19 protein-coding genes, 1 pseudogene and 1 riboswitch are annotated in these 23622 nt (G+C 32.8%); of the genes and pseudogenes, 3 read left to right on the top strand and 17 right to left on the bottom strand.

Annotation, left to right across the window (positions count from 1 at the left end):
• Positions 1-15: 15 nt before the first annotated feature.
• Together ACFVR2_RS11445 and ACFVR2_RS11440 are read right to left on the bottom strand one after the other, a co-directional pair.
• Positions 16-1346 (bottom strand): IS3 family transposase gene (locus tag ACFVR2_RS11445; protein WP_387361687.1). Its coding sequence is split into 2 segments (ribosomal slippage): positions 16-965 and positions 965-1346, totalling 1332 coding nucleotides; the frame shifts between segments, so codons are not numbered across the junction.
• A 661-nt stretch (positions 1347-2007) separates the two neighbouring features.
• On the bottom strand, positions 2008-2961 hold the full coding sequence (locus ACFVR2_RS11440; protein ID WP_387361685.1) for a carbohydrate kinase family protein: 954 nt from the start codon (positions 2959-2961) through the stop codon (positions 2008-2010).
• Between the two features lie 182 nt (positions 2962-3143).
• A riboswitch (PreQ1 riboswitch) is annotated at positions 3144-3188 on the top strand.
• 5 nt (positions 3189-3193) lie between these two features.
• Between ACFVR2_RS11440 and ACFVR2_RS11435 the strand changes: the two genes are divergently transcribed.
• Positions 3194-3679, top strand: a complete 486-nt coding sequence (locus ACFVR2_RS11435) for a QueT transporter family protein (protein ID WP_387361683.1) — start codon at positions 3194-3196, stop codon at positions 3677-3679.
• Between the two features lie 48 nt (positions 3680-3727).
• Here the strand turns inward: ACFVR2_RS11435 and ACFVR2_RS11430 are convergent, their stop codons facing one another.
• Positions 3728-4105 carry a VOC family protein gene (locus ACFVR2_RS11430; protein ID WP_387361681.1) on the bottom strand — a complete coding sequence of 126 codons (378 nt, stop codon included), beginning with the start codon at positions 4103-4105 and terminating at the stop codon, positions 3728-3730.
• A gap of 187 nt (positions 4106-4292) precedes the next feature.
• Here ACFVR2_RS11430 and ACFVR2_RS11425 point away from each other — a divergent pair, with 187 nt between their 5' ends.
• The gene (locus tag ACFVR2_RS11425) at positions 4293-4958 is read left to right on the top strand and encodes an O-methyltransferase (RefSeq protein ID WP_387361679.1); all 666 of its coding nucleotides are present in this window, start codon (positions 4293-4295) and stop codon (positions 4956-4958) included.
• A gap of 176 nt (positions 4959-5134) precedes the next feature.
• On the opposite strand, the gene ACFVR2_RS11420 is transcribed toward ACFVR2_RS11425, so the two are convergent.
• Positions 5135-5614, bottom strand: coding sequence for a GyrI-like domain-containing protein (locus ACFVR2_RS11420; RefSeq protein ID WP_387361677.1), 480 nt, complete (start codon positions 5612-5614; stop codon positions 5135-5137).
• Between the two features lie 109 nt (positions 5615-5723).
• Between ACFVR2_RS11420 and ACFVR2_RS11415 the strand changes: the two genes are divergently transcribed.
• Positions 5724-6686 carry a helix-turn-helix transcriptional regulator gene (locus ACFVR2_RS11415; protein WP_387361675.1) on the top strand — a complete coding sequence of 321 codons (963 nt, stop codon included), beginning with the start codon at positions 5724-5726 and terminating at the stop codon, positions 6684-6686.
• Positions 6687-7202: 516 nt separating this feature from the next.
• On the opposite strand, the gene mutL is transcribed toward ACFVR2_RS11415, so the two are convergent.
• The 13 genes and pseudogenes from mutL to spoVS all read right to left on the bottom strand — a co-directional run bounded on the left by mutL (position 7203) and on the right by spoVS (position 23594).
• Entirely contained in the window at positions 7203-9146 is a 1944-nt protein-coding gene (gene mutL / locus ACFVR2_RS11410) for a DNA mismatch repair endonuclease MutL (protein WP_387361673.1), read from the bottom strand.
• Positions 9147-9257: 111 nt separating this feature from the next.
• Entirely contained in the window at positions 9258-11900 is a 2643-nt protein-coding gene (gene mutS, locus ACFVR2_RS11405; RefSeq protein WP_387361671.1) for a DNA mismatch repair protein MutS, read from the bottom strand.
• A gap of 193 nt (positions 11901-12093) precedes the next feature.
• Positions 12094-13344 (bottom strand): annotated as a pseudogene (gene ltrA, locus ACFVR2_RS11400) (group II intron reverse transcriptase/maturase).
• Complete coding sequence (locus ACFVR2_RS11395) at positions 13316-13474, bottom strand: hypothetical protein (protein ID WP_387361669.1); 159 nt, start codon at positions 13472-13474, stop codon at positions 13316-13318. The pseudogene ltrA and the gene ACFVR2_RS11395 overlap by 29 nt, the downstream one beginning before the upstream one ends.
• Positions 13475-13903: 429 nt before the next feature.
• The gene (gene cotE, locus ACFVR2_RS11390; RefSeq protein ID WP_387361667.1) at positions 13904-14449 is read right to left on the bottom strand and encodes an outer spore coat protein CotE; all 546 of its coding nucleotides are present in this window, start codon (positions 14447-14449) and stop codon (positions 13904-13906) included.
• 272 nt (positions 14450-14721) lie between these two features.
• The gene (locus ACFVR2_RS11385; RefSeq protein WP_387361665.1) at positions 14722-15168 is read right to left on the bottom strand and encodes a YlbF/YmcA family competence regulator; all 447 of its coding nucleotides are present in this window, start codon (positions 15166-15168) and stop codon (positions 14722-14724) included.
• A complete protein-coding gene (miaB, locus tag ACFVR2_RS11380; RefSeq protein ID WP_387361663.1) occupies positions 15168-16697 on the bottom strand; it encodes a tRNA (N6-isopentenyl adenosine(37)-C2)-methylthiotransferase MiaB in 1530 nt (509 codons plus the stop codon). Before miaB ends, ACFVR2_RS11385 begins: the two co-directional genes overlap by 1 nt.
• 327 nt (positions 16698-17024) lie before the next feature.
• A complete protein-coding gene (mraY, locus tag ACFVR2_RS11375; RefSeq protein WP_387361788.1) occupies positions 17025-17936 on the bottom strand; it encodes a phospho-N-acetylmuramoyl-pentapeptide-transferase in 912 nt (303 codons plus the stop codon).
• A gap of 719 nt (positions 17937-18655) precedes the next feature.
• A complete protein-coding gene (locus ACFVR2_RS11370; protein ID WP_387361661.1) occupies positions 18656-19201 on the bottom strand; it encodes a GNAT family N-acetyltransferase in 546 nt (181 codons plus the stop codon).
• Positions 19202-19328: 127 nt separating this feature from the next.
• On the bottom strand, positions 19329-20195 hold the full coding sequence (locus ACFVR2_RS11365) for a 2-oxoacid:ferredoxin oxidoreductase subunit beta (protein ID WP_098231873.1): 867 nt from the start codon (positions 20193-20195) through the stop codon (positions 19329-19331).
• Positions 20182-21939, bottom strand: coding sequence for a 2-oxoacid:acceptor oxidoreductase subunit alpha (locus tag ACFVR2_RS11360; RefSeq protein ID WP_387361658.1), 1758 nt, complete (start codon positions 21937-21939; stop codon positions 20182-20184). The genes ACFVR2_RS11365 and ACFVR2_RS11360 overlap by 14 nt, the downstream gene beginning before the upstream one ends.
• Positions 21940-22168: 229 nt before the next feature.
• A complete protein-coding gene (locus tag ACFVR2_RS11355; protein WP_387361656.1) occupies positions 22169-23095 on the bottom strand; it encodes a dipeptidase in 927 nt (308 codons plus the stop codon).
• 238 nt (positions 23096-23333) lie between these two features.
• Positions 23334-23594, bottom strand: coding sequence for a stage V sporulation protein SpoVS (spoVS, locus tag ACFVR2_RS11350; RefSeq protein WP_088041153.1), 261 nt, complete (start codon positions 23592-23594; stop codon positions 23334-23336).
• Between the last annotated feature and the right edge of the window lie 28 nt (positions 23595-23622).

The following is a 23622-nucleotide window of genomic DNA, read 5'->3' as shown; positions in this document are numbered from 1 at the left end:
ACATTGAAAAAAAGTCTATGCAATTTTAAGGAGATGATTTCTGTATTGAACAGGGGTCATCTTCTTTAATTTCCATTGATATCTATAGTGGTTGTAATACTTCATATAATAGGTGATTTCTTTTATTAGCTCATCTAAACTTTGACATGACTTAATAGAAACTTCATCTTTAAAATGACCAAAGAATGATTCCTGTGGAGCGTTATCCCAACAGTTTCCACGTCTTGACATTGATTGAATTAAACCTAGCTTCTTCACTTGTTTTTGGAAGTCTGGGTGTGTATAGTGTGTTCCTTGATCTGAATGAATAAGTGCACCCTTTACTTTCCTAAAATTACGATTCCTTTTTAACTTTCGAAGTGTATCTGTAGCTAGCTCCATTGTCATTCGGTCTGAAACATGGTAAGCCATTATTTCATTTGTTGAACTATCTAGGATTGTTGATAAATATGCCTTTTTGCCCTTACCATAGTGTAGATAAGTTATATCTGTTAGAAGAGCTTTCCCAGGTACGCCTTGTTTAAATTGGCGATTCAATCGGTTTGGCACAACCCTATGTTCTTTAGTAGCCTTCATCATTCGTCTGTAGGGATTTGCCTTTCTAATTGGGCAAACTATACCGTATTTTTTCATGATTCTTCGTATACGTTTCAAATTGTAGACAATCTTAAATTGACCCGCCAATGTAGTCTTGATTTGACGTGCCCCTTTTTTATAACGTTTAAAGCGATATGCTTTTAAGATATTCGCTTTTAAAATTTCATCCTTTTCATCTTGCAGCTTTCTTCGCTCTTGTGACTTAATAGTAAAGTAATTATAATAACCACTTCTTGATACGCCAGCTATCTTACAAAGGTAAGTCACCATATGTTTTAATTCAAACTTTTCAATGATGGAACGGATTAGAGTATATTTTTGGCTAGGAGAAATAACGACTACTTCATCCTCCCCTCTAAGAAACGAATCTTTTTTAATAGTTCATTTTCAGCTTTAAGTAGATTAATTTCTACTTCTAAACGAGCGTTCTTTTCCTCCAAAGTTAGCTCTCTTTCTAGATTTCTTCCCGAATTAGTCGATCGCGTGTCACGAAGACCCAGTTCACCGTTCTCTTTAAACGCAGTACGCCATCTGTTACTAGCAGATTTAACGCGCCTCATTCCAATCACTTCAATATCAAATCCGCACTCTTCAAATATTTCTCTCGCTAACTTCCCTTTTTCATTTTCCGAAATAAAAATACGCTTAAACTCATCAGTGTAGGTGATTCCTTTTGAACTAACTGACTTTACATTTTGGTTTTTAGAAAGTAGATTAATTTCTTTATCAGTAAATGTTTTATTACTCATTTAAAAATTCCCCGATCCCATTTTTTCTAATTATAAACAAAAGTACCCTATAGAGGGCACTTTTTTTAAGTGTCTACTCTATAGGGTACATTTTATAAAGCGAGGTTCTTTTTTCAGTATGTGTGTGATAGTTGATCTTTATTGTTCTGAACCAATACCCTTTTGGTTCGATTTATTAAGTTTTTTTATTAATATCTGCTGTTTTATATTTTTCGGAGGTTTCTTGTTGGCTTATTTCCAGATATATTGATTTTATTTGCAGTTTTGTGAATTTTAATTGCAGCTTCACTTATTTTATTTGCTATTTCATCAATTTTAATTGCAGTTTCTCTTATTTTAATTGCTGTTTTGCTAATTTTATTTGCAGTTCAAATTTATTTGCAGTTTCACAGACTTTATTTGCACCTATCCTTAAGTTTATTTGCAGTTTCACAGACTTTATTTACACCTATCCTTAAGTTTATTTGCAGTTTCACAGACTTTATTTACACCTATCCTTAAGTTTATTTGCAGTTTCACAGACTTTATTTACACCCAATCTAATTTAATTTGCAACTCCCCAGACCATATTTGCACTTTTACATTACCTACCCACCAACTTTATTTATATCTCCACATTCCAGTTCAAACAAAAAAAAGAACCCACTAAAAGGTTCTCAGGCTAAAATTGCATTTCTACCCAATTAAGTTCATTAATATGGTGATCAACAACGTTACAACACATATTCGGGTTAATCGTATCGACATGTGAAATTGTAATAGAAGACATTGAAACAGAATATTTAACTGTTTCGTTAATGCTCATACTATTCATATAGCCATATCCGATCCCAGCAACTAAAGCATCTCCCGCTCCTGTTACATTCACGACAGAAACTCCATCTGCTTGGATAATTCCTTCTTCTACTCCATCATTATAATAAATTCCTTCTGCATCTAAACTAATGAAAACATTTGTTACGCCTAATTCTCTAAAATATCTGCCAGCTTTTCGTACATCTTCAACAGAAGTAATTTCAAATCCACATAATACTTCAGCTTCATGGCGATTTGGTTTAATCGTATGAAAATATTGAATATAATCTCTTATTTTTGAAGCTTTTGAAGCAGAAACTGGATCTAAAATAAATTTTGTATCATTATGGAAATTTGTTAATAAATAAGCCAAAATACTTGGATTATCTGCGTCAACTACCATATATTCAGCATTTCGAATAACTTCTGCTTTGGAGTCTATAAACTCCTTTGTAAAATTGTTTGTGATATCTAAATCTACTACTGCAGAGACCATTTCTCCACTTTCATTTAAAATAGCTAAATATGTTGGGGTAGATTCACCTTTAATAATTAATGTATCTTCCATATCTATGTTCAAACTTTTTGCGTGATTTAACATGTTGATTCCATTGATGTCATCACCAATGACTGAAATAAACTTTGTGTTTATGTTGATCTTTGCCATATTTTCAGCAATATTACGGCAAACACCACCAAACGATACTTTTACACTGCCTGGATTTGAATCATATGGACGATAATTTTTTTTCGTAAATCCGATAATATCACATATAGAAACACCAAATACTAATATATATGGATTAGAAGGAATTGTCATTTTGTCAGTCCTTTCACTTTAAACTGAAAGAAAAATAAATTGTTTCGATTAACTAATTATACCAGTATAATATATTTTTTATAAAGTATTTTTTTAAACTTATTTTCATAATTAATTTCTTATTTATTATTGACTAAAAATATTTTTAAGTATAATATTTATTCTTACGTTTAAAAAATATTTTTTACGTGGTTCGAGAACCTCCCACGAAAAAAAACTAAGGAGAAACAAAATGAAGTTAAAGACAATTACTGTTAATGGAGTATTTGCTGCACTATATATTGCAGTAACGTACTTTATTCAACCGTTCGGGTTTACAAACGTACAGTTTCGTGTATCCGAAATATTTAACCACTTAGTCGTTTTTAATAAAAAGTACATATATGGAGTAGTTTTAGGAGTTATATTAGCTAATTTTTTCTTTTCTCCAATAATGGCATATGATTTAGTCTTTGGTGTTGGCCAATCGATTATTTCTTTATTAATTACAATTGCAACATCAAAATTTATAAAAGGTATTATACCGAGAATGATTGTTAACACGATTGTCTTTACGATTACTATGTTCTTAATCGCAATCGAATTAAAACTAGCATTTCATTTACCTTTCCCAATGACTTATTTAACTACTGCCATTGGTGAATTTGTAGTGATGGTTGTTGGTATACCGATTATGTACTATTTAAATAAACGAGTTAAATTCGAACATCTTATTTAAGTAAAAAAGAGTTGTTTCCTAATTGGATACAACTCTTTTTATTATGTATTATTTGTCTTCTCTTAATAAATAATCATTACCATCTTGATCGTAGAAATTAAACATTGAACCGTATGGCATTTTCATTAGATCATCAACTTTTACGCCATTTTGTTTCATTTTTTCATAAGCAACTTCAATATCCGTTGTACTAAAAAGTACAGATGGATGAGCTATTTTATCTGGTTTAAATTGTTCCATAGAAGATTTAGAGTAAAGGACTAAAGTAGTAAATTCACTTTCGCTTGGACCTACTTCAATCCATTTCGCATCTGGTCCCATTGGCATTTCTATTTTTAAAACAAACCCCATTTTATTAATCCAAAAATCTTTTGCTTGCTCTTGATCTTCTACATAAACAGTAACTTTACCGATTTTATTAATCATATAAAAATCTCCTCTACTGGGTAATTTTACTACCAATCTATTTTAGCAAACACATTTCTATAAAACAAACCGATTAAGTACTATTTAATATAATCTTATTGTGTATGACTTTTTTCCTGTAGAAGCATTTTTATGAAACAATCCCATATACTTTTTTGGAACAGTACAATGTAAGGGGGAAGTAATCTTGCCTAATAACGTAATTTGGAACGATGTTGATGACTATTTCATAGAAAAACTAATTCCGAATGATTCTATTTTAGAAAATGTATTACTTGCAAATTATCATGCCGGTCTACCTAGTATAGATGTGTCTCCTACTCAAGGTAAATTACTTTATCTATTAGCAAAAATTAAAGGCGCTAAAAACATTTTAGAAATCGGTACTTTAGGTGGATATAGTAGTATTTGCTTAGCGCGTGCACTTCCCGATGACGGGAAATTAACAACCTTAGAAATTAGCCATGAACATGCAAAAGTTGCCAAACAAAATATCATAGAAGCAAAATTACAAGATAAAGTGGAAATTATGATCGGAAAAGCGTTAGATATACTACCATCTCTAAAGGAATCAAATTCTATTTTTGATTTCATATTTATTGATGCCGATAAACCAAATAATCCTCACTATTTAAAATGGGCATTAAAATTAGCAACCCCTGGAGCATTAATAATTGTAGATAATGTTGTTAGAAACGGTGAGGTGATTTATGAATCGAGTCAAGATGAAAGTGTCAAAGGTGTACGACAATTAATGGATCTATTAGCTGCTGACCCAGATATTGACTCAACTGCAATACAGACTGTTGGATTAAAAGGATATGATGGTTTTGTAATTGGAGTTGTAAAGTAGTATTTTATAAGAGGGTGCCCAAAAGTTAACTTTTTTGGGGAGACAGTTGGTCTATTTAGATCTAGACAAAATTAATTAGTAGGGTGCTATACAAGCAAAAAAAGAAGTATGAACAAATGTAGTAACTGTCCATACTTCTTTACTATTAGGAGAATTTTTATTTCCCCTTTAATTCATTATTTCTTTACAACAGGAATCCACATTTCTCCAAAAACTAAGCCGTTTCGATTTCCCATAATAACCGCTGCATTGGGCCCACCAACATAGGCAAAATCCTTTACTTCTGGTAATACTTGACCAAAGGCTATGCCAGCAAGGTTATTACACAATTCATCAGCTGTATTCCCTGCACCTTCCACAACTAGGTATTCTCCCTTAGGGAATTGGATATCTCTAGATTCCTCAGGTACTGTTGCTTCTGTCATGACCCCAGCATAATGCATCATCTTGTTATTCACAGCTTCGTTCACAGAAAAAATATAGTCATTTGTAGCTATGGCTTTTAAAGCGTTCAATCTACCATCTTCTTTAATCGCCCCCCAGAAGTTTTCCTTTTCTTTGTTTATCCCTGCATAATCTGTATAATCACTTTTAAGTTCAATACCAATACCTAAAACTCTAAAACTGTCTTTTTCTTCTAATTTATAATTTGTCATATTCAAAACCTTCCCTTTTTTAAATTTATCAAGCGATTTATTTCATCAGCTGATAAGTTTATAATAAACTTAAATCATGTCAAAAAATGATACTGTTTAGGAGATACCGATGAAAAAAGTTGAACGTATTAATATCATCATGCGATATATAAACAATCGTGCAAAATTTACAATTTCAGAAATCATGCGAGAATTTAACATCTCCCGTTCAACTGCTCTAAGAGATGTCAAAGAAATTGAAGCGATGGGTATGCCTCTTGTCGCTGAAGTTGGAAGAGATGGGGGTTATTTTGTTATGAACAACTCTGTCCTCCCAACTGTTCGCTTTACAGATAATGAGATAAAGGCTCTATTTATTGCATTTATGGCCACAAGAAATAAACAACTCCCTTATCTAAAAAGTCGTCAATCTTTAACAGAAAAATTACTTGGTCTCATCACAGAAAACCAACAAGATGAACTTGTTCATTTAAATCAAATATTGCTTTTTGAAGGGACTAATCCAAAAAATCCCGACTTACTTGATCTATCAGATTTACCTCATCCAATGTTAGAAAAACTCATCCAAATCCTTCTATTGGATACATGTTTATTGATTACCATAAAAGAAGAGTCTGAATTAATTTCTTATCCGATTTATCTTTTGCACCTTTATCATGACAAAGGCTTTTGGCTAATTGAAGGCTTTGACTTATTTGATGAAAAGAAAAAGATTTTCCCTGTCGACAATCTCATCGATGTCATACCACTCCAAACAAAAAAAAGATTAAGTAAAAAAAGAATTCTAGAAATACTAAGTAAGCAAGAAGAAGAAATTAATCTTATAATTTTACTTGGTCCGATGGCGATTGCTCAGTTTAAAAAGTACCATCCTTTAAAAGTCTCAATTTCCTATACAAATCCTTACCAATCAACAGCCGTTCTAAGAACTTATATACATGTTAAAAATTCTGGAGAATTAACTGAGTTTACAAATTGGCTACTTTATTTAGGGGAAGATATCAAGATAAGGAAAATTCCAGAAGAAGTCTTAGAAAGTTTACAAAAAAGAATAAACTTATTCCGCCCATAAACAGTGTCATTAAAAAATATTTGTGGTTGGCAACACTATTAAGAATGCCCCTTTTTAAACTTTTGTATATAATAATCATAATTTCTTATCCAACTCTACTGCCAATTACTTGAATATGAAAATCAATTTTTGCTTTAACATAGGCTTTTATGTATGAGCTGCAAATAAAAATAAAATATTGCTTAGAAACAACAAAATGCAAATAAAATCTTAAAATCGCAATTAAATATAGCTAAGCTGCAATTAAATTCAGATAATCGCAAATAAAGTAAAAAATTACCCATACCAGTTAAGGTATTACGACCCGACACGAGCTCCTTTCAATTGGAAACTTGTAAAAAAGCTCTTCTTCATACTAAATCGAATAAAAACAGATAAAAATCTACTATATTTTATAAAAAGAATCGACTTCAAATGCATAGAGCAGCAAAAATACCTCTCGCATATAAAAAAGTGCTGTTATCCCATATTCAGTTAACCTGATTTATGCGACAGCAGCACTTTAAAAATATAATATTACATAACCCGCTTAAACATTTTCTCAAGTTCATATGAACTAAAATGAATCACGATTGGACGTCCATGTGGACATGTAAATGGATTGCTTGATTTTCTCAACGATTCTAATAGATTAAAAATTTCATCGTTTGTTATATATTGATTTGCTTTTATTGACGCTTTACAGCTCATCATAATGGCTTTTTCTTCACGCAGTTTTTTGATATTAATTGTTCCGCGTTTTAATAGTTCTTGAATCATTTCATCGATTAATGTATCCTCTTGCCCTTCTGGAAACCAATTTGGATGTTCGCGAATGACATAACTATTCGATCCGAACTTCTCGATAAAAAGTCCAACTTCTTGGAGTTCATCATGGTATTGATCTAATAAAATAGCTTGCTCTGGTGAAACATCAAATGTGATTGGAATTAATAAAGTTTGTAGTTCTGATGCAACTTCCCCTATTTTTTCCTTAAAATATTCATAGTAAACACGTTCCTGTGCGGCATGTTGATCAATTAAATATAATCCTTTTTCATTTTGAGCAATAATATATGTTCCGTGCATTTGCCCGATTGGATATAAAGGAGGTAGTTGGTCTATATTTTGCTCATCATATACTTCTTCGTTAACAATAACTGTTTCTTCTCTATTTGATTGGTCGTCTTCATTTACAAAATTTGAATACCCTACGTCTTTATTAGATTCATGTTTTTCAAAATAAAGACTTTCATAATTGGTTGGGGTTGATGAATCAATTTGAGTAATTGAATCGAATTCAGTTGAATTTTCTACATTGACAGATTCATTAATTTCATTGGAATAATTCGAATTAGTAGTATAACGATCTTGAAGCGAGAAAGGTAATTTCTTTTCTACGTCTTCTTTTATAGAAGAATGTTCAAACGAAAATGTAGATTGTTCACTAAATATTTTTTCCTTTGGAGCTGTTGACTTTATTTCTGGAATAAGGGAACGACCTCTAAAAACTTTTTTTATACTTTCAGTAATTAATGTAAATAATTGATCTTCTTTACTAAAACGAACTTCTTGTTTTGTTGGATGTACATTTACATCGACTAATTGAGGGTCCATTTTAATAAATAACGAAACGATTGGAAAACGGCCAATTGGTAGCAAAGTATGATAGCCTTCACTAATTGATTTATTTACGCCATAGTGTTTTACATATCTTCCATTTACATATAGTGATATATAGTTTCTAGTTGCTCGTGTATATTCTGGCATGGATAAATAGCCTTCAATTTGAAAGTCTAATGACTCACCTTTAAAATGAACCATGTTTTTTGCAATCTGTAGACCGTATAATGATGCAAGAATTTGTCTTGCGTCGCCATTTCCATTACTACGGAACATTAATTTATCATTATGTTTTAAATCAAAAGCGATTTGTGGATTTGCTAATGCTAATCGATAGACTACGTCTGTCACATTACTTAATTCTGTTTGAACCGTTCTCATATATTTTAATCTAGCTGGTGTATTAAAAAATAAATTTGAAACTTCAATACTTGTCCCTTTTGATTTAGCAATTTCTTTTTGAGATTGCAATACGCCACCTTTTAAAATTGTTTCAATTCCAGGTCCGTCTTCGGTTGATGTTTTTACTGTAACATAACTAACAGATGCAATACTCGGCAATGCTTCACCTCGGAAGCCTAATGTACGTATTCGAAACAAGTCATTTTCATCTTTTATTTTACTAGTTGCATGGCGCTCAAATGCAAGGATACTATCTTCCTTTGTCATCCCTTCGCCATTATCACTTACAAAAATTCGTGAGAGTCCACCGTCGTTAATTTCAACTGTAATACGTGTACTAACTGCATCAATTGCATTTTCAAGTAATTCCTTAACAACTGATGCAGGACGTTCTACAACTTCACCTGCCGCTATCTGATTGGCTAAAATTTCATCTAACTTCTGTATCTTTGACATAAGTGAACCTCCTCTCTAGATAAATGAACCCTACAATAAAAAAGGTATAGTACATTATGCAGTTATCATAATTTTAACTATTAACAAAAAGAAAGGCCAATTGGCCCTCTTTTATTTTTTAACTTGCTTTTGTAGTTCATATAATAAATTAAATGCTTCCATCGGATTTAGCTCTAGTATATTGATTCCTTTTAATTGATCAATCACTGGATGGTTTTTAATTACTTCTTTAACCTTTGGTTGATTATCGTCAAACAAGCTTAATTGAGATCCACTATCTTCTTTGTCGGATGTTTGATCAATTTCTTTTTTAGTTTCTTGTTTATTTATAAAAACTTGTTCTTTATTTATGATTTCTTCTTTAACAAAAGAATGATTAGTTGATTCTAAATCATTTAAAAGTTCTTTTGCACGAATGATTACATCTTTTGGAAGATTTGCTAATTCGGCAACGTGGATACCGTAGCTTTGATCCGCTGCACCTTCAAAGATTTTATGAAGGAATAATACTTTTCCATCTTGCTCTTTTGCTGCTACGTGAATATTTTTCAAAAACTTAAGTTGATTCGCTAATACCGTCAATTCATGATAGTGAGTAGAAAAAAGCGTTTTTGCTCCGATATGATCATGTATATATTCGATCATCGCTTGTGCTAAAGCCATTCCATCATATGTTGATGTTCCCCTACCAATTTCATCAAATAAGATTAAACTTTTATCTGTTGCATTCGTGATTGCATAATTAGCTTCTAGCATTTCGACCATAAATGTACTCTGCCCAGAAATTAAATCATCTGCAGCACCAATTCTAGTAAATATTTGATCAAAAATAGGTAATTTTGCATATTCAGCAGGTACATAGCATCCAATTTGAGCCAATATACTGATTAACGCAACTTGTTTCATATACGTACTTTTACCAGCCATGTTTGGTCCTGTAATTAAAAATTGATGAGTATCAACATCAAAGTTTGTATCATTCGGAATATATTCTGAACCTAGAAGTACCTTTTCAACTACTGGATGTCTTCCATTCTTCACAATATATTCTCTTCCCTCGGTGAATGCTGGTCTTATATATCCATTTTTTTCACTAACGACAGAAAAACTTTGTAAAACGTCAATTTGACTAATTACTTGTCCTAATGTTTGAAGTCTAGATAAATATTGTTTTACTTGTTCTCGTATTGAAATAAATAACTCATATTCCAATCCAATCATTTTTTCTTCTGCTTCAAGAATCAGCGTTTCTTTTTCTTTTAGCTCTTCAGTAATAAAGCGTTCGGCATTCGCTAACGTTTGTTTACGTTCGTAACGACCTTCTGGTATTTGACTAATATTTGATCTAGTTACCTCGATATAGTAGCCGAAAATTCGATTGTAGCCAATTTTTAAGGACTTGATCCCCGTAATTTCTCTTTCTCTTTGCTCTAATTCCATTAGCCAATTTTTACCGTTCTTACTAACGAATCGATATTCATCTAATGTGTTATGAAAGCCATCTTTTATCATGTTTCCTTCTTTAATTGATAAAGGCGCATCTTCAATAATTGCATTCTCTAAAAGCATTTGAAGCTCTTCACATGGATCGATCTGATTAATTAGTTCATCTATCGTTTCATGACTAATTGATTTTAAAGCATGAATAATTGAAGGTACTGTTTGAAGTGAACGTTTTAATTGTAATAAATCTCTTGCATTTACATTACCAAATGAGACTTTTCCAGCTAATCGCTCTAAATCATATACATCCTTTAATAATTCTTTCAGGTCTTCACGTATAAAATAGTTTTCCATTAGCAATTCCACAATCGTCAAACGATGCTCGATTTGTTTAGTACTTACTAGTGGACGTTGAATCCATTTTTTTAGTAACCTTCCACCCATCGCTGTTTTCGTATCATCTAATAACCAATTCAAAGAACCTTGTTTGTTTTTTGAACGTTGTGTTTCAACTAATTCAAGATTTCTCATCGAATACATGTCCATGTTTAAAAAATCATGTTGATGAATGACTACTATTTCTTGAAGATGAGAAAGAGTTCGTTTTTGTGTTCTCGATAAATAATTTAATAATCTTGCAGCAGTAGTTTTTAAACTAGTTTGATCAATTGACTTTACAACATTTGTAAACTCCTCTGATAAACGATCGTTATCTTCGAATGAAACGGTAATTGAAAAGCTTTTTTCAAGTGTTTGAATCGCTTTAGATGAAAAATCTGCATTTACGACCACTTCCTTCGTACCAGTTGCTGCAATTTTTAAAACTGCTTCTTCGATTGAACCACTAAGTAATAAAGCATTGCCCTCACCAGTCGTCAAATCAATCCAAGCTAAAGCATATGAAGTAGGTGTTACTTCTGATAATGTTGAGATATAATGATTTTGCTTTTCATCAATCGATCTACCCTCCATTTGCGTCCCTGGAGTAATCAACTGAACAACTTCTCTTCGAACTACTCCTTTTGCGACCGTTGGATCTTCGACTTGTTCACAAATAGCTACTTTATATCCTTTTTCAACTAATTGTTCTATATATCCAGCAGCAGAATGGTATGGTACTCCACACATTGGAATTCGTTCATCCGTTCCACCTGCTCGTCCGGTTAAAGTAATTTCTAAAACTTGAGATGCCTTAATTGCATCTTCAAAAAACATTTCATAAAAATCACCAAGTCTAAAAAATAAAAATGCATCTTGGTAATTTTTCTTTATATTTAAATATTGCTCAATCATTGGCGTATAAGTTGCCATTCTATCCTCTCCATCAAAAAACATTCTTCGCATATTATATCACATTTTGCGAAAAGGCTTAGAAAGTTCGAAAGTTAAGAAAATGAAAACTTATATGATTGGAAAAAATCTTTATAAATCGAGTAGGAGGCGCGTTACCGCGCCGACCTCTCACACCACCGTACATACGGTTCCGTTACGGCGGTTCGAAAGTTTATGAAATTATCTCACTTAAACATTTTAATTTTAGTTCTTTCCAGTAGTTATTATTTAAGGCATAATCTAGAGTAGGATTATTTGAGGTGCGCCAATATCCTTTCCTTGAGTTGGCACATCTCCATGCTTTATTGGCATTGATTCCCAACCTTTTCAGATTTCGATATTTGGTAGATGTCTTCTTCCATTCCTTCCATCGACTTGCTCTTAATCTTCTTCGGGTATGCTTATCGATCTTTCTAGCGTATTTTTGGATATCTCCTATTTTAAAATAGTTTCCCCACCCTTGAAGTAGTTGGTTTATTTTCTCCACCCGATATTCCATACTTACTCCCTAATTTCGGTTGGTTAGTTTCTTTAGTTTTGTTTCAAATCTTTTCTTTGTTTGTTTCGGCACATATATTCTTGTTTTTCCCCACATTTTATAAATGCTGACTCCCAAAAACATACGTGCCATCGGCTTTCCCACTGCGCTTTTATTCTCATTTACCTTTAATTTCAACTTCTTTTCAATGAATTCACTAACACTCTTTTTAACTCGTTCGCCAGCCTTTTGACTTTTTACGTATATATTACTGTCATCTGCGTAGCGCACAAATCGGAGCCCGCGTTTCTCCAACTCTTTATCCATTTCGTTTAGGATAATATTGCTCAGTAATGGACTGAGTGGTCCTCCTTGTGGAGTGCCTTCACGATTCGCTTGTATTGTACCATTCTCCATTATGCCTGCTTGTAGGAACCTTCGAATTAATTTGAGTGTTGGTTTATCATAGATTGTCTTACAGATAATTCACATGAGTTTGTCATGTTGAACTCGGTCAAAGAATTTTTCTAAGTCGATATCCACTACATAGATGTATCCTTCTTCCACGTAGCGTCTTGCTTGTTCAATTGCTTGATGGGCGCTCTTATTTGGTCTGAATCCATAACTAAATTCACTGAATTGAACATCGAAAATAGGTGTCAACACTTGTACGACCGCCTGTTGAATGACTCGGTCAGTTATAGTTGGTATCCCTAATTTTCGTGTTCCTCCACTTGGTTTTGGAATATTTACCCTTCTGACTGCATGTGGTTTGTATTTTCCACTTCGTATTCTTTCGATAATTTCTTCGCTATGTTCTTTTAAGTAGATTCGTGTAGCTTCTATATCTTTCTCATCGACTCCTGCTGCACCTTTGTTTTTCTTAACCCGATTAAAAGCCATATTGAGATTATCTCTACTGGTGATTCGATTGATTAATTCCATATTGTCCCCATGAGTAGGTTTGCGCATAAGAACTCCACGCTAGTGATTTCTCCCACGTTTTCCGAACGTTTCGTAAACCATTAGTCCTTTTTAAGGTTGGCTGTGTCGTCATTCCTATGTAAACTTCCATTTTCATGGTCACTCCTTTCGTTCAGTCCTTCTCAACGTTTGTTGATACTATGACGTCTGCTGACTTCTCTTAACTCAGTTTCTTATCACTAAGAAGGTTCCCATCGGGTTATTAAGAGATCTCCCAGGGTAAGTTCATCCACTTTCATCTCATTTGTCTGCCACATTTATTCCTATTTTATCTAGAGATATTTTGGACTTTATCTTGTTATGCAGACTCATCCTAAAATAGGAACCTCGAATGTGATTCGTGTACCTCAGACCGAGATTTTGTCTAAGGCTTCCTTCAGATTTCATGTCACCATGAACACCCTTGCCTTCAACTAATGGTTCGCATATCTCAACGCCCATAACGGACTTTCACCGTCAAGTTGATGAACATGCCTGGCACACATAAAAAAACTAGGAAGTATCACCTTCCTAGCCTAGCTTACTCTTCTTCGCCTTCTAAAACAAAATCTGGATCTAAATCTTCAAACTCATCATCTACATCAAAGAACTCGTCATCGTCATGTACACCATGTGGTGCAACAAGTACGACTATTTTCGTTTCACCTACAACTTCAACTAATACTTCTTTCTCTACAGTTACAATAAATCGATTTCCATTTGGAGAAATAATTGCATCTAAACAATTTGGATGTTTTAATGATCTTGCAATCACTTCACAATCTTCGCCAGTAAAGTTTTCATCTCTGTGTCTCAACTTTACTACTTCATGATACTTAACAGACTCTGGAACTACTTCTGTTTTCGTATTGTCACCATGGGAGTACCAAATATTAATATCATATTTACCAGATACTTCTACTCCATCTTTGCATTTTTTTGCATCATATACATGGTTTATAACCCAGCAGCCTAAAATACTTGATGGTGTATGATTTGGTGTGATTGTATGTGTGACTTTGTTATATTTCTTGCCTCTTCCTACGACTGCCTTCGTTATAATCTCTCTATGTTCGCGTTCAGACATAGGTGTGACCCTCCTCGTTCCATTTTCATTTCATTCTATGCGTGACATATGCGGAATGTGTTAATGACATGAAAATTCTTTTATACAAGTTAAAAAAACATGTGATGATAAATTGTATGACGACAGCCTAATAAAGTTGACTCTAAATTGAAGAATTTAAAAAATAAACATAAAAATTATGATATTTAGGCTATTTAGTAATTACTTTATTAGCTTTACATAAAAAAAAGACTCAGGCAGCAAAATTAATTGCTTCCTTGAGTCTTTTATTATTAATGGCTGCAGCTATCTGTTTTGCAAGCATCAGGCCCGTGTGCTACTTTTGAACCTGTCTCACCACTTAATAAGTTACCACCTGTTGATTTAATGATTTCGTCTGTCACACCATTTGAGATCGTGTGAGCGATTAATTGAAGTAAATCATTAACTTCTACTTGAGAAGATTGGAATTCTTGTACAACTGGAATTGTTTCTAGTTTTTCGTTTAATTCATCAAGCTCTTGTTCAACCTTTTTAAGTGCTTCTTTCTTACCCCAGTGCTCTAAATTAACAGCTTGTTTTTGTAATGACTTAATTTCTTCAATATAAGTTCTTACAGTTTCACTCTCATTAATTTGCGCTTCAGCACGTTTAAAAAAATCTACTTCTTCTGTTTCAGAAATCATTACTGCTAATTCTTTTGCACGTTCAACGATATCAGTTTTTGTATATTTTCCCATTATAGCACCTCTACTGTTTCTTCTACTAATTCTCCATCTAATGACCAAGTTTTAGCTTTTGTAACTTTTACTTTTACAATTTGACCAACGATTGATTTAGGACCTCTAAAGTTTACAAGTTTATTATAAGGAGTATACCCAGCAAGTACATCAGGGTTTTTCTTACTTTCTCCTTCTACTAATACATCAAGTATTTGACCTTCAAAACGTTTATTAAATTCAGCAGATTTATCATTTACAACCTTGTTAAGACGTTGTAATCTTTCCTTTTTCACACTCTCTGGTACATCATCTACCATTTTTGCAGCCGGTGTACCTTCACGTGGTGAATAAATGAATGTAAATGCTAAATCAAAACCAACTTCTTCATATAATGTCATCGTTTCTTCGAATTGCTCATCCGTTTCATTTGGGAAACCAACAATAATATCTGTTGTAAATGAAATTTGTGGCATTGCTGTTTTTAATTTTCTTACAAGTTCTAAGTATTGTTCACGATCGTATTTACGTGACATTAGTTTTAGAACTTCAGAGCTACCAGATTGTACTGGTAAATGAATATGTGGCATTAAGTTGCCACCTTTTGCTAAAACTTCTATTAAATGATCATCAAAATCACGTGGATGACTTGTTGTAAAGCGAACACGTGGGATGCCAATTTTACGGATTTCATCCATTAAATGACCTAAACCATATTTACCATCATCTAAGTCTTTACCATAAGCATTAACATTTTGACCTAATAATGTAACTTCTTTATAGCCTAGTCTAGCTAATTCACGTACTTCATTGATGATATCCTCTGGTTGACGACTACGTTCTTTACCACGTGTGTAAGGAACAATACAGTATGTACAGAATTTATCACAGCCATACATAATATTAACCCAAGCTTTTATTTCGCCACGACGTACTTTTGGAAGGTTCTCGATTACATCCCCTTCTTTTGACCATACTTCAATAACCATTTCTTTACTAAACATCGCTTCTTGAATAATAAATGGTAATCTATGAATATTGTGTGTACCAAATACCATATCAATAAATGAATGTTTTTGTAAGATTCGATTAACAACTGCTTCTTCTTGAGACATACAACCACAAATACCAATTAATAGATCTGGTCTTTGAAGTTTTAACGGTTTTAAGTGACCAATTTCACCAAACACTTTATTTTCAGCATTTTCTCGAATTGCACAAGTGTTTAATAGAATAATATCAGCATCTTCAACTGATGTAGCGATTTCATAACCCATCGTTGTTAAAATACCTGCCATAACTTCTGTGTCATGCTCATTCATTTGACAGCCATAAGTACGGATTAAGAATTTCTTACCGACACCTGAATTTCTCATTTCTTCAGGAATTTCGAAACCACGATCATACGTAACTTCTTCTTTACCACGACGCTTTGCATCAGCTAAAGATGGAGCTTGGTAAACTTTTTCAAAATATTTACTGTAATCTTTATCGTTTTTATCTTTAGAATTATTTATATTAGTGCCTTGAAGGCGTTGTTGTTCATTCATGAAACAATCTCCTTTCTTCTCGAGCGTCCACACATTACTTAAGTATATAACGTTATTCTACAATATACAATGTGCCTTACGCAAAAAAGAAAGCTGATAATAGTAGTATATTTGAATAATTTTATTCATTATTTAAAAAACAATTCTTTAAATAATAAAGCGCTTTAATTATTAATAGAAGAATGTTGATTTCCAATATAGGGTACTCATCTTGGAACGTGACCCGGGCCTCTCGTGTTTTAATAGCACTTTTTTGAAACACAAAAAGAGAATCCATCAAAGGATCCTCTTAAATTAAAAATTCTCAGTATGATGTGGGTTCTCAGCTTACATAAAAAAATAAAAATATAAATAACTTAAGAAACAACCTGTCCAGGAAATAATCGTAAAATTCATGACTACGACATTTTCTGACCAACCATATTTAATTCCATAGTGAAAATGTATAGGGGCCATAAGAAATAGCCTTTTTCTTGTTTTTTTATAGTAGAAAACTTGAAAAATTACGGAAAACTGTTCAGCTAAATAAATAAAAAACAACATAGGAATCAAGATTTCTACTTTTTCAATTATCGCTAAAAAAGATAAAGAACCACCTATTGCCATTGATCCTGTATCCCCCATAAATGCCTTAGCTGGATATAAGTTATAAATTAAAAACCCAGCTAAACTCGCGATCATTATTAAACTAAAAATTTTCACTTCAATTTGATCTGAAATCAGAAAAAAGAAAAAGAAGGTAGGGATTGATACCATCCCAAGGAGTCCGTCCATCCCGTCAGTAAAATTAATAGCATTAGCTGATCCTACAATAAATAAAGTGATTAGAGTCAAAAAAACCCATAATGGTAAAAAGATACTTATAGAATCCGTAATACGAAAGGTTGTGTCTATTTTAAAAAAATTAATTAATACAATAAGTAAAAAAATTGTAAAAGAAAATTGAAAAACTAGTTTTGTTCTAGCTGATATTCCCCCTGGATCCTGTTTTGATGCTTTCCAAAAGTCATCAAGAAAACCAACAACACTGAATAAAATAAAAGTTCCAACTAAAAAAAGCATTAGTGGACTAGAATAATTAAGGAAAGCTACTAAAATACCAATCAGAAATATACTTCCCAGCATTAAAGGAGTGCCCTTTTTATTATGGTGCTCAGCTGGTAATTCTGCTCTTATAGGTTGAGTCAACTTCAATCTTCTTAACGTAGCAATTAAAAAGGGTGAAAGAATACTTACCAAAATAAAAGTTATTAAAGCAGGTAGGAGTGAGAATAACAAGATTTTTCTCCTTTCAATTATTTTTAATTAAGAAATTCGATAATATCATACGATTTCCTTTATTTGCCTACTTTTTAAATTTCAGAATTTATTTAAGTGTTACTCTGTAATTAAAAAAGGAGGACATCCAAAATAGGAAACCACCTTTTTTATTATGGGAAATATTCTTAGAGAATCGTTAAATATGTTGGCAAAACTGCAGAACAAAAAAGAGTAGTGATAAACAAAGTATAGGCTGCAAATAAGTCTTTGGGTAACGCAAATAAAAGGATCATCTGTACAAATAAATGATGAAATCTGGCAAATAAACAGTGATTTGCAAATAAAATCTGAAAATCGCAAATAAAATTGGCAAATCTGCAATTAAAAATACAGAATCGCAAATAAATTTAGCAAAACTGCAATTAAATCTAGTGGAAGTGCAAATAAAATAAAAAATTACCTATACCCGTTGAGATATTATGACCTAATATATGTACATAGTAGATGCTTTTAACTTAAAAACTAACAAATAAGCTCTAATGCTTACTAAATCTAATAAAAATTTACTAATTTTCGATAAAAAGCTCAATCAAATCAACTACAAATGAAAACCGAAGTTGAAAAACCTCCCACTTCATATATCGCCATAGTTCAGAACGTTATAAAATGTGAAACCTCATCTTTTCTCATCATTTATGCTATTTTAATATATCACTGACTTTAATTTTCCAAATCATATGATCATACCCTTTTTCCCAATAATCATTTAATAAATAATCGGGTTTCCCAAATTTCTTTTTCCAGATTTTTTGGGCATTACTATAGCCACTATCTAAACAAAATTCTTTTATCCCTTTATTCTGTAAAGTTACGTACATTTTATTTAATAATAAATTTCCTATTCCATTTTTTTGATAGTCCGGATGGACAAATACGGTACCGACCTCAAGTAGCCCTTTTAATGCATGGTTTGTACAATTTAAAATAAGATCACTTGCTGGACCATATTCAATCGAACCAATAATCTTTTCGTTATCTAGAGCAATCAAAAAAAATCGTTCCTCACCATTACTTTCAAAATCATTTTCTAAATATTTTCCTTTTGCTTCGATTTCATCATTCATACTTTCCACCTGATTTCTAATACCTTCTTTTGTAAAAGTGTCAGTAATTACTATTTCAAAAAATTGATTTAACTCTTTAATGTCCTCTATTCTTGGTCTTCTTATTTTAATATTCATCATCAAAACACTCCTAACTACAAATTACTTCAACATCAAATGGCAGTATCCTTCATAATAAATAGTCAGTTTGTCTATATTTAGATATAAAATAAAAAAAACTCCTCAAAAATGAGGAGTATTTTTATTATTACATGAATTCAGCAACTAATTTTTCGAATTGTGCTTTTTCTAATTGAAGTTCTGATTCAACTAATGGTTCTTCACTGTATCCAGAGATTAATTGTTGGTATGATTTTTGCTCTTTGTTTTGGTAAATAAGACCAGTTACTAAACCTTTATTTTGCATTAATGTTTGCATAGCCATTTCTTTGTTTGATGGATCATATCCTTCAATATCAGAAAGTTTAACAAGATTTTCTTTAAACCAGTCATATGTGTTTACTTTATTGTAAGTTACACATGGGCTGAATACGTTAATTAAAGAGAAACCTTTGTGGTTAATACCTTGCTCAATTAATGAAGTTAATTCTTTTAAATCACTTGAGAAACTTTGAGCTACGAATGTTCCACCAGCTGTTAATGCCATTTCCATTACTGAAAGTGCAGATTCAACAGAACCATGTGGCGTACTCTTAGTTTTGAATCCTACATCACTACGAGGTGATGTTTGACCTTTTGTAAGACCATAGATTTGGTTATCCATTACGATATACGTAATGTCAATGTTACGACGAATTGCATGGATTGTATGACCTAAACCGATAGCGAATCCATCACCGTCACCACCAGAAGCGATAACAGTTAGATCACGGTTAGCCATTTTAACACCTTGTGCAATTGGTAGTGAACGACCATGGATACCATGTAAACCGTATGAGTTAATATATCCAGAAATACGACCAGAACATCCAATACCAGAAATTACTGCAAGGTTATCAGGTTCTAAACCAACATTTGCTGCTGCACGTTGAATAGATGCTTGTACAGAGAAATCTCCACATCCTGGGCACCAGTTTGGTTTAATATTATTACGAAATTCTTTAAATGTTGCCATTTAGAACAACTCCTTCCTTGCAAGTATTGTAAATTTCTTTTGGTAAGAAAGGATTTCCATCATATTTTAGTAAGCTTGAAATCTTTTCTGCATGTCCACAGTTCATTTTAATAATGCTTGCTAATTGACCAGTAGCATTATTTTCAACAACGATTACACGTTTAGCTTTTTTAAGCTCAGGCATTAATTCGTTTGTTGGGAATGGGTGAATTAGACGGATATGAGCATGGTTAACTTTGATACCATCTTGCTCTAAACGAACCATTGCTTCTTCAATCGCACCACGAGTTGAGTTGAAACCAACTAGTAATACATCAGCATCGTCGTGTTTAGAGTTCACTAACACCGGGTTAGGGAATTTTAGGTTATTTAACTTACGCATACGTTTATCCATTTGTTGATTACGGTTAATTGGTGATTCTGATGGTTTACCCATTTCATCATGCTCAACACCAGTTACGTGGTGAATTCCACCTTTCATACCTGGTACTACACGAGGAGAAACTCCATCTTCAGTCACTTCAAAACGTTTGAAGTACTCTTTGTTTTCTGATACAGGTAATTCTTGTTTGTAATCAAACTTACCACGGCGAATTTGAACTTTATCAAATTGAAGTGGCTCAACAGTTTGTTTACCTAAAGAAAGTTGTAAGTCAGTAATTACGATAACAGGTACTTGGAATTCTTCAGCTACGTTAAACGCTTCTACCATATCGTAGAATCCTTCTTCTACTGTACTTGGAGCGATTACTACTTTTGGAATCTCACCATGAGTTCCGTAGATCATAGCCATTAAGTCTGATTGCTCTTGTTTAGTTGGAAGACCAGTACTTGGACCACCACGTTGAGTATCAACGATTACTAAAGGAACTTCAGTCATACCAGAAAGACCGATTGCTTCCATCATTAATGAAAGACCAGGACCTGCAGATGATGTTAATGTACGAACACCAGCATAGTTAGCACCGATTGCCATTGTACATGCAGCAATTTCGTCTTCAGTTTGAATAACTGCCCCACCATACTGAGGTAATTTTTTAATTAAGTATTCCATAATTTCAGATGCTGGCGTAATTGGATACGCTGCCATAAAACGAGAACCACCAGCTAATGCACCCATTGCGATTGCATCGTTACCGATTAAGAACATACGTTTTTTACCATCAGCTTCTGATAATTGCATTTTATTTACATTCACGCCAAGCATTTCTCTCATTTCTTCTGCTCCACGTGCGATTGCTTCTATGTTTTTCTCAACAATTTGTTGACCTTTTTTACCAAAAATTTCATCTACAACTTCTCTGAAAACTTCAATTGATAGACCTAAAATTGCACTTGAAGCTCCAACTGCAACCATGTTTTTCATTAATGAAGTACCTAGTTCAGTAGCTAATTCTGTAAATGGAATTGAATAAAGTGTTACGTCAGTTGAATCTGGAATTGTCGGATTAAATTTAGCATCAGCGATTACAATGCCGCCTTTGCGTAATTCATAAAAGTTTACATCGATTGTTTCTTGGTCAAATGCTACTAAAATATCTAAGTCATCTGAAATTGCACGAACTTCAGTTGTACTTACACGAATTTTGTTATTAGTGTGACCACCTTTAATACGAGAAGAGAAATGACGATATCCGTATAAGTAGTAACCTAAACGGTTTAACGCAATTGCAAAAATCTCACCTGTACTTTCGATACCTTCACCCTGTTGTCCTCCAACTTTCCACGAAAGTTGTTCAATCATTTCCTACACCCCTTTGAATGCCCTCATTCGTAATAAATTAAATTATAAATGGATAATTTTTTTGCATATCATTCATTTTTTATAAAAGAATGAAAGCGATTTAAAACATATCTTTTGATATGAGTTAATTCGCTTTCAATTCTAGACCTATTAATCAAAAAAATCAATGATTTTGAAAGAAATTATTCCTTTAATTTTTATATTTTTATTATTCTGAACAAGTAACGTGTTATTTGTAATGTATATATGATGAATAATTCTCATACATAAAGCCTTTAACCTGCTGTTCTGTATAGTGTTTAAGCAATTCATTTGTTAAATTTTGATAAAGTCCTACGTGATGTAAATTTGTTGGATGAGTATCTATTCCATCAAAATCTGATCCCATCGCGATAAATTTTTCTCCACCTAGAGAGCACATATAATCGATATGTTTAAGAATATCTGAAATCGTTGCGACACCTTCATCGACTAAAAAAGTAGGATAGAAATTAATCCCTACAATTGCTCCTCTATTAAACATAGCCTTTAGTTGTTCATCATTTAAATTTCTTGGATGTTTACAAATTGCTTTAGCATTTGAATGAGTCGCAGTTGGATATTTTGCTTGTTCAAATGCATCCCAAAACGCAGCTTCAGTACAATGAGAAAGATCACACCACATATTATGCTCATTTAAGTATTGAACTACACTTCTTCCAAAATTAGTTAAACCCCCATTTCTTTCTTCAAGAATTCCATCTGCAGCTTCATTAGCAAAATTCCATACTAAACCGACACTACGTACGCCTAGACGATGTAATATCTTTAGTCGATTAATATCACCTAAAAGTGCGTCACAGCCCTCTAGCGTCAAAATAGCACCCATTTCGTGACTTTTTAATCCAACTTCATCTTCTTTTGTTCGAATAACTTTAATATTATTATTTTTTGTTGCTACTTTTTCATAAAAAAGCGTGACACATTGAAGAGCTGCATCAAATTTGATTAGTTTATGTACATTTTCGGGGATATAAATAGCATAACACTGTATTTTACTATTCCCTTGTTTTAATCGATTAACTGAAACTTGTAGTGAATCATCATTTTCAAAATTGATCGATGGCTTTTCTAGTAATTTCATCAATACATCACAATGAGCATCAAAAACTTTCATAAATGAACACCCTTCCATTTTTTTGATTATTGAAATTAGTGTATCATATTAATAAATTCAATAATAAAAGTAATATTTATACACAAAAAAACTCGTCGACTGACGAGCTTTAAGTCGGAGCTAAAGTGTTTGCTCCACTTTTTAATTACAAATTTGCGTAATCTTACTCGCTATTACTTAATCTTTCTTTAATTAAAAATAAAACAACCTGTCGCTTTAAGCTAACAGGTTGTTATTATTAACGAGGCTCTACGATTAATTTAATCGCTGTACGCTCTTCCCCATCGATTTGAATATCTGTAAATGCAGGGATACAAATAAGGTCTACACCACTTGGTGCTACGAATCCTCTTGCAATTGCAACTGCTTTTACAGCTTGGTTTAACGCGCCAGCACCAATTGCTTGAATTTCCGCTGTACCACGCTCTCTCAATACACCTGCAAGTGCTCCTGCTACAGAATTAGGGTTTGACTTTGCTGAAACTTTTAATATTTCCATTCCTGATCCTCCTTGTACTTACAAAGCT

Origin of the sequence: Gottfriedia sp. NPDC057991 (assembly GCF_042886615.1) — a bacterium.
Classification (GTDB): domain Bacteria; phylum Bacillota; class Bacilli; order Bacillales; family Bacillaceae_G; genus Gottfriedia.
Note: the sequence above shows the minus strand (reverse complement) of the source record. Positions and strands in the feature narration are given on the sequence as shown.

What these genes read in the sequence shown, in the direction of transcription:
- ACFVR2_RS11440 (WP_387361685.1), bottom strand. Translation starts at nt 2,961, where the DNA reads ATGACAATTCCTTCTAATCCATATATATTAGTATTTGGTGTTTCTATA.
- ACFVR2_RS11435 (WP_387361683.1), top strand. Translation starts at nt 3,194, where the DNA reads ATGAAGTTAAAGACAATTACTGTTAATGGAGTATTTGCTGCACTATAT.
- ACFVR2_RS11430 (WP_387361681.1), bottom strand. Translation starts at nt 4,105, where the DNA reads ATGATTAATAAAATCGGTAAAGTTACTGTTTATGTAGAAGATCAAGAG.
- ACFVR2_RS11420 (WP_387361677.1), bottom strand. Translation starts at nt 5,614, where the DNA reads ATGACAAATTATAAATTAGAAGAAAAAGACAGTTTTAGAGTTTTAGGT.
- ACFVR2_RS11415 (WP_387361675.1), top strand. Translation starts at nt 5,724, where the DNA reads ATGAAAAAAGTTGAACGTATTAATATCATCATGCGATATATAAACAAT.
- mutL (WP_387361673.1), bottom strand. Translation starts at nt 9,146, where the DNA reads ATGTCAAAGATACAGAAGTTAGATGAAATTTTAGCCAATCAGATAGCG.
- mutS (WP_387361671.1), bottom strand. Translation starts at nt 11,900, where the DNA reads ATGGCAACTTATACGCCAATGATTGAGCAATATTTAAATATAAAGAAA.
- ACFVR2_RS11395 (WP_387361669.1), bottom strand. Translation starts at nt 13,474, where the DNA reads ATGGAAGTTTACATAGGAATGACGACACAGCCAACCTTAAAAAGGACT.
- cotE (WP_387361667.1), bottom strand. Translation starts at nt 14,449, where the DNA reads ATGTCTGAACGCGAACATAGAGAGATTATAACGAAGGCAGTCGTAGGA.
- ACFVR2_RS11385 (WP_387361665.1), bottom strand. Translation starts at nt 15,168, where the DNA reads ATGGGAAAATATACAAAAACTGATATCGTTGAACGTGCAAAAGAATTA.
- miaB (WP_387361663.1), bottom strand. Translation starts at nt 16,697, where the DNA reads ATGAATGAACAACAACGCCTTCAAGGCACTAATATAAATAATTCTAAA.
- ACFVR2_RS11370 (WP_387361661.1), bottom strand. Translation starts at nt 19,201, where the DNA reads ATGATGAATATTAAAATAAGAAGACCAAGAATAGAGGACATTAAAGAG.
- ACFVR2_RS11365 (WP_098231873.1), bottom strand. Translation starts at nt 20,195, where the DNA reads ATGGCAACATTTAAAGAATTTCGTAATAATATTAAACCAAACTGGTGC.
- ACFVR2_RS11360 (WP_387361658.1), bottom strand. Translation starts at nt 21,939, where the DNA reads ATGATTGAACAACTTTCGTGGAAAGTTGGAGGACAACAGGGTGAAGGT.
- ACFVR2_RS11355 (WP_387361656.1), bottom strand. Translation starts at nt 23,095, where the DNA reads ATGAAAGTTTTTGATGCTCATTGTGATGTATTGATGAAATTACTAGAA.
- spoVS (WP_088041153.1), bottom strand. Translation starts at nt 23,594, where the DNA reads ATGGAAATATTAAAAGTTTCAGCAAAGTCAAACCCTAATTCTGTAGCA.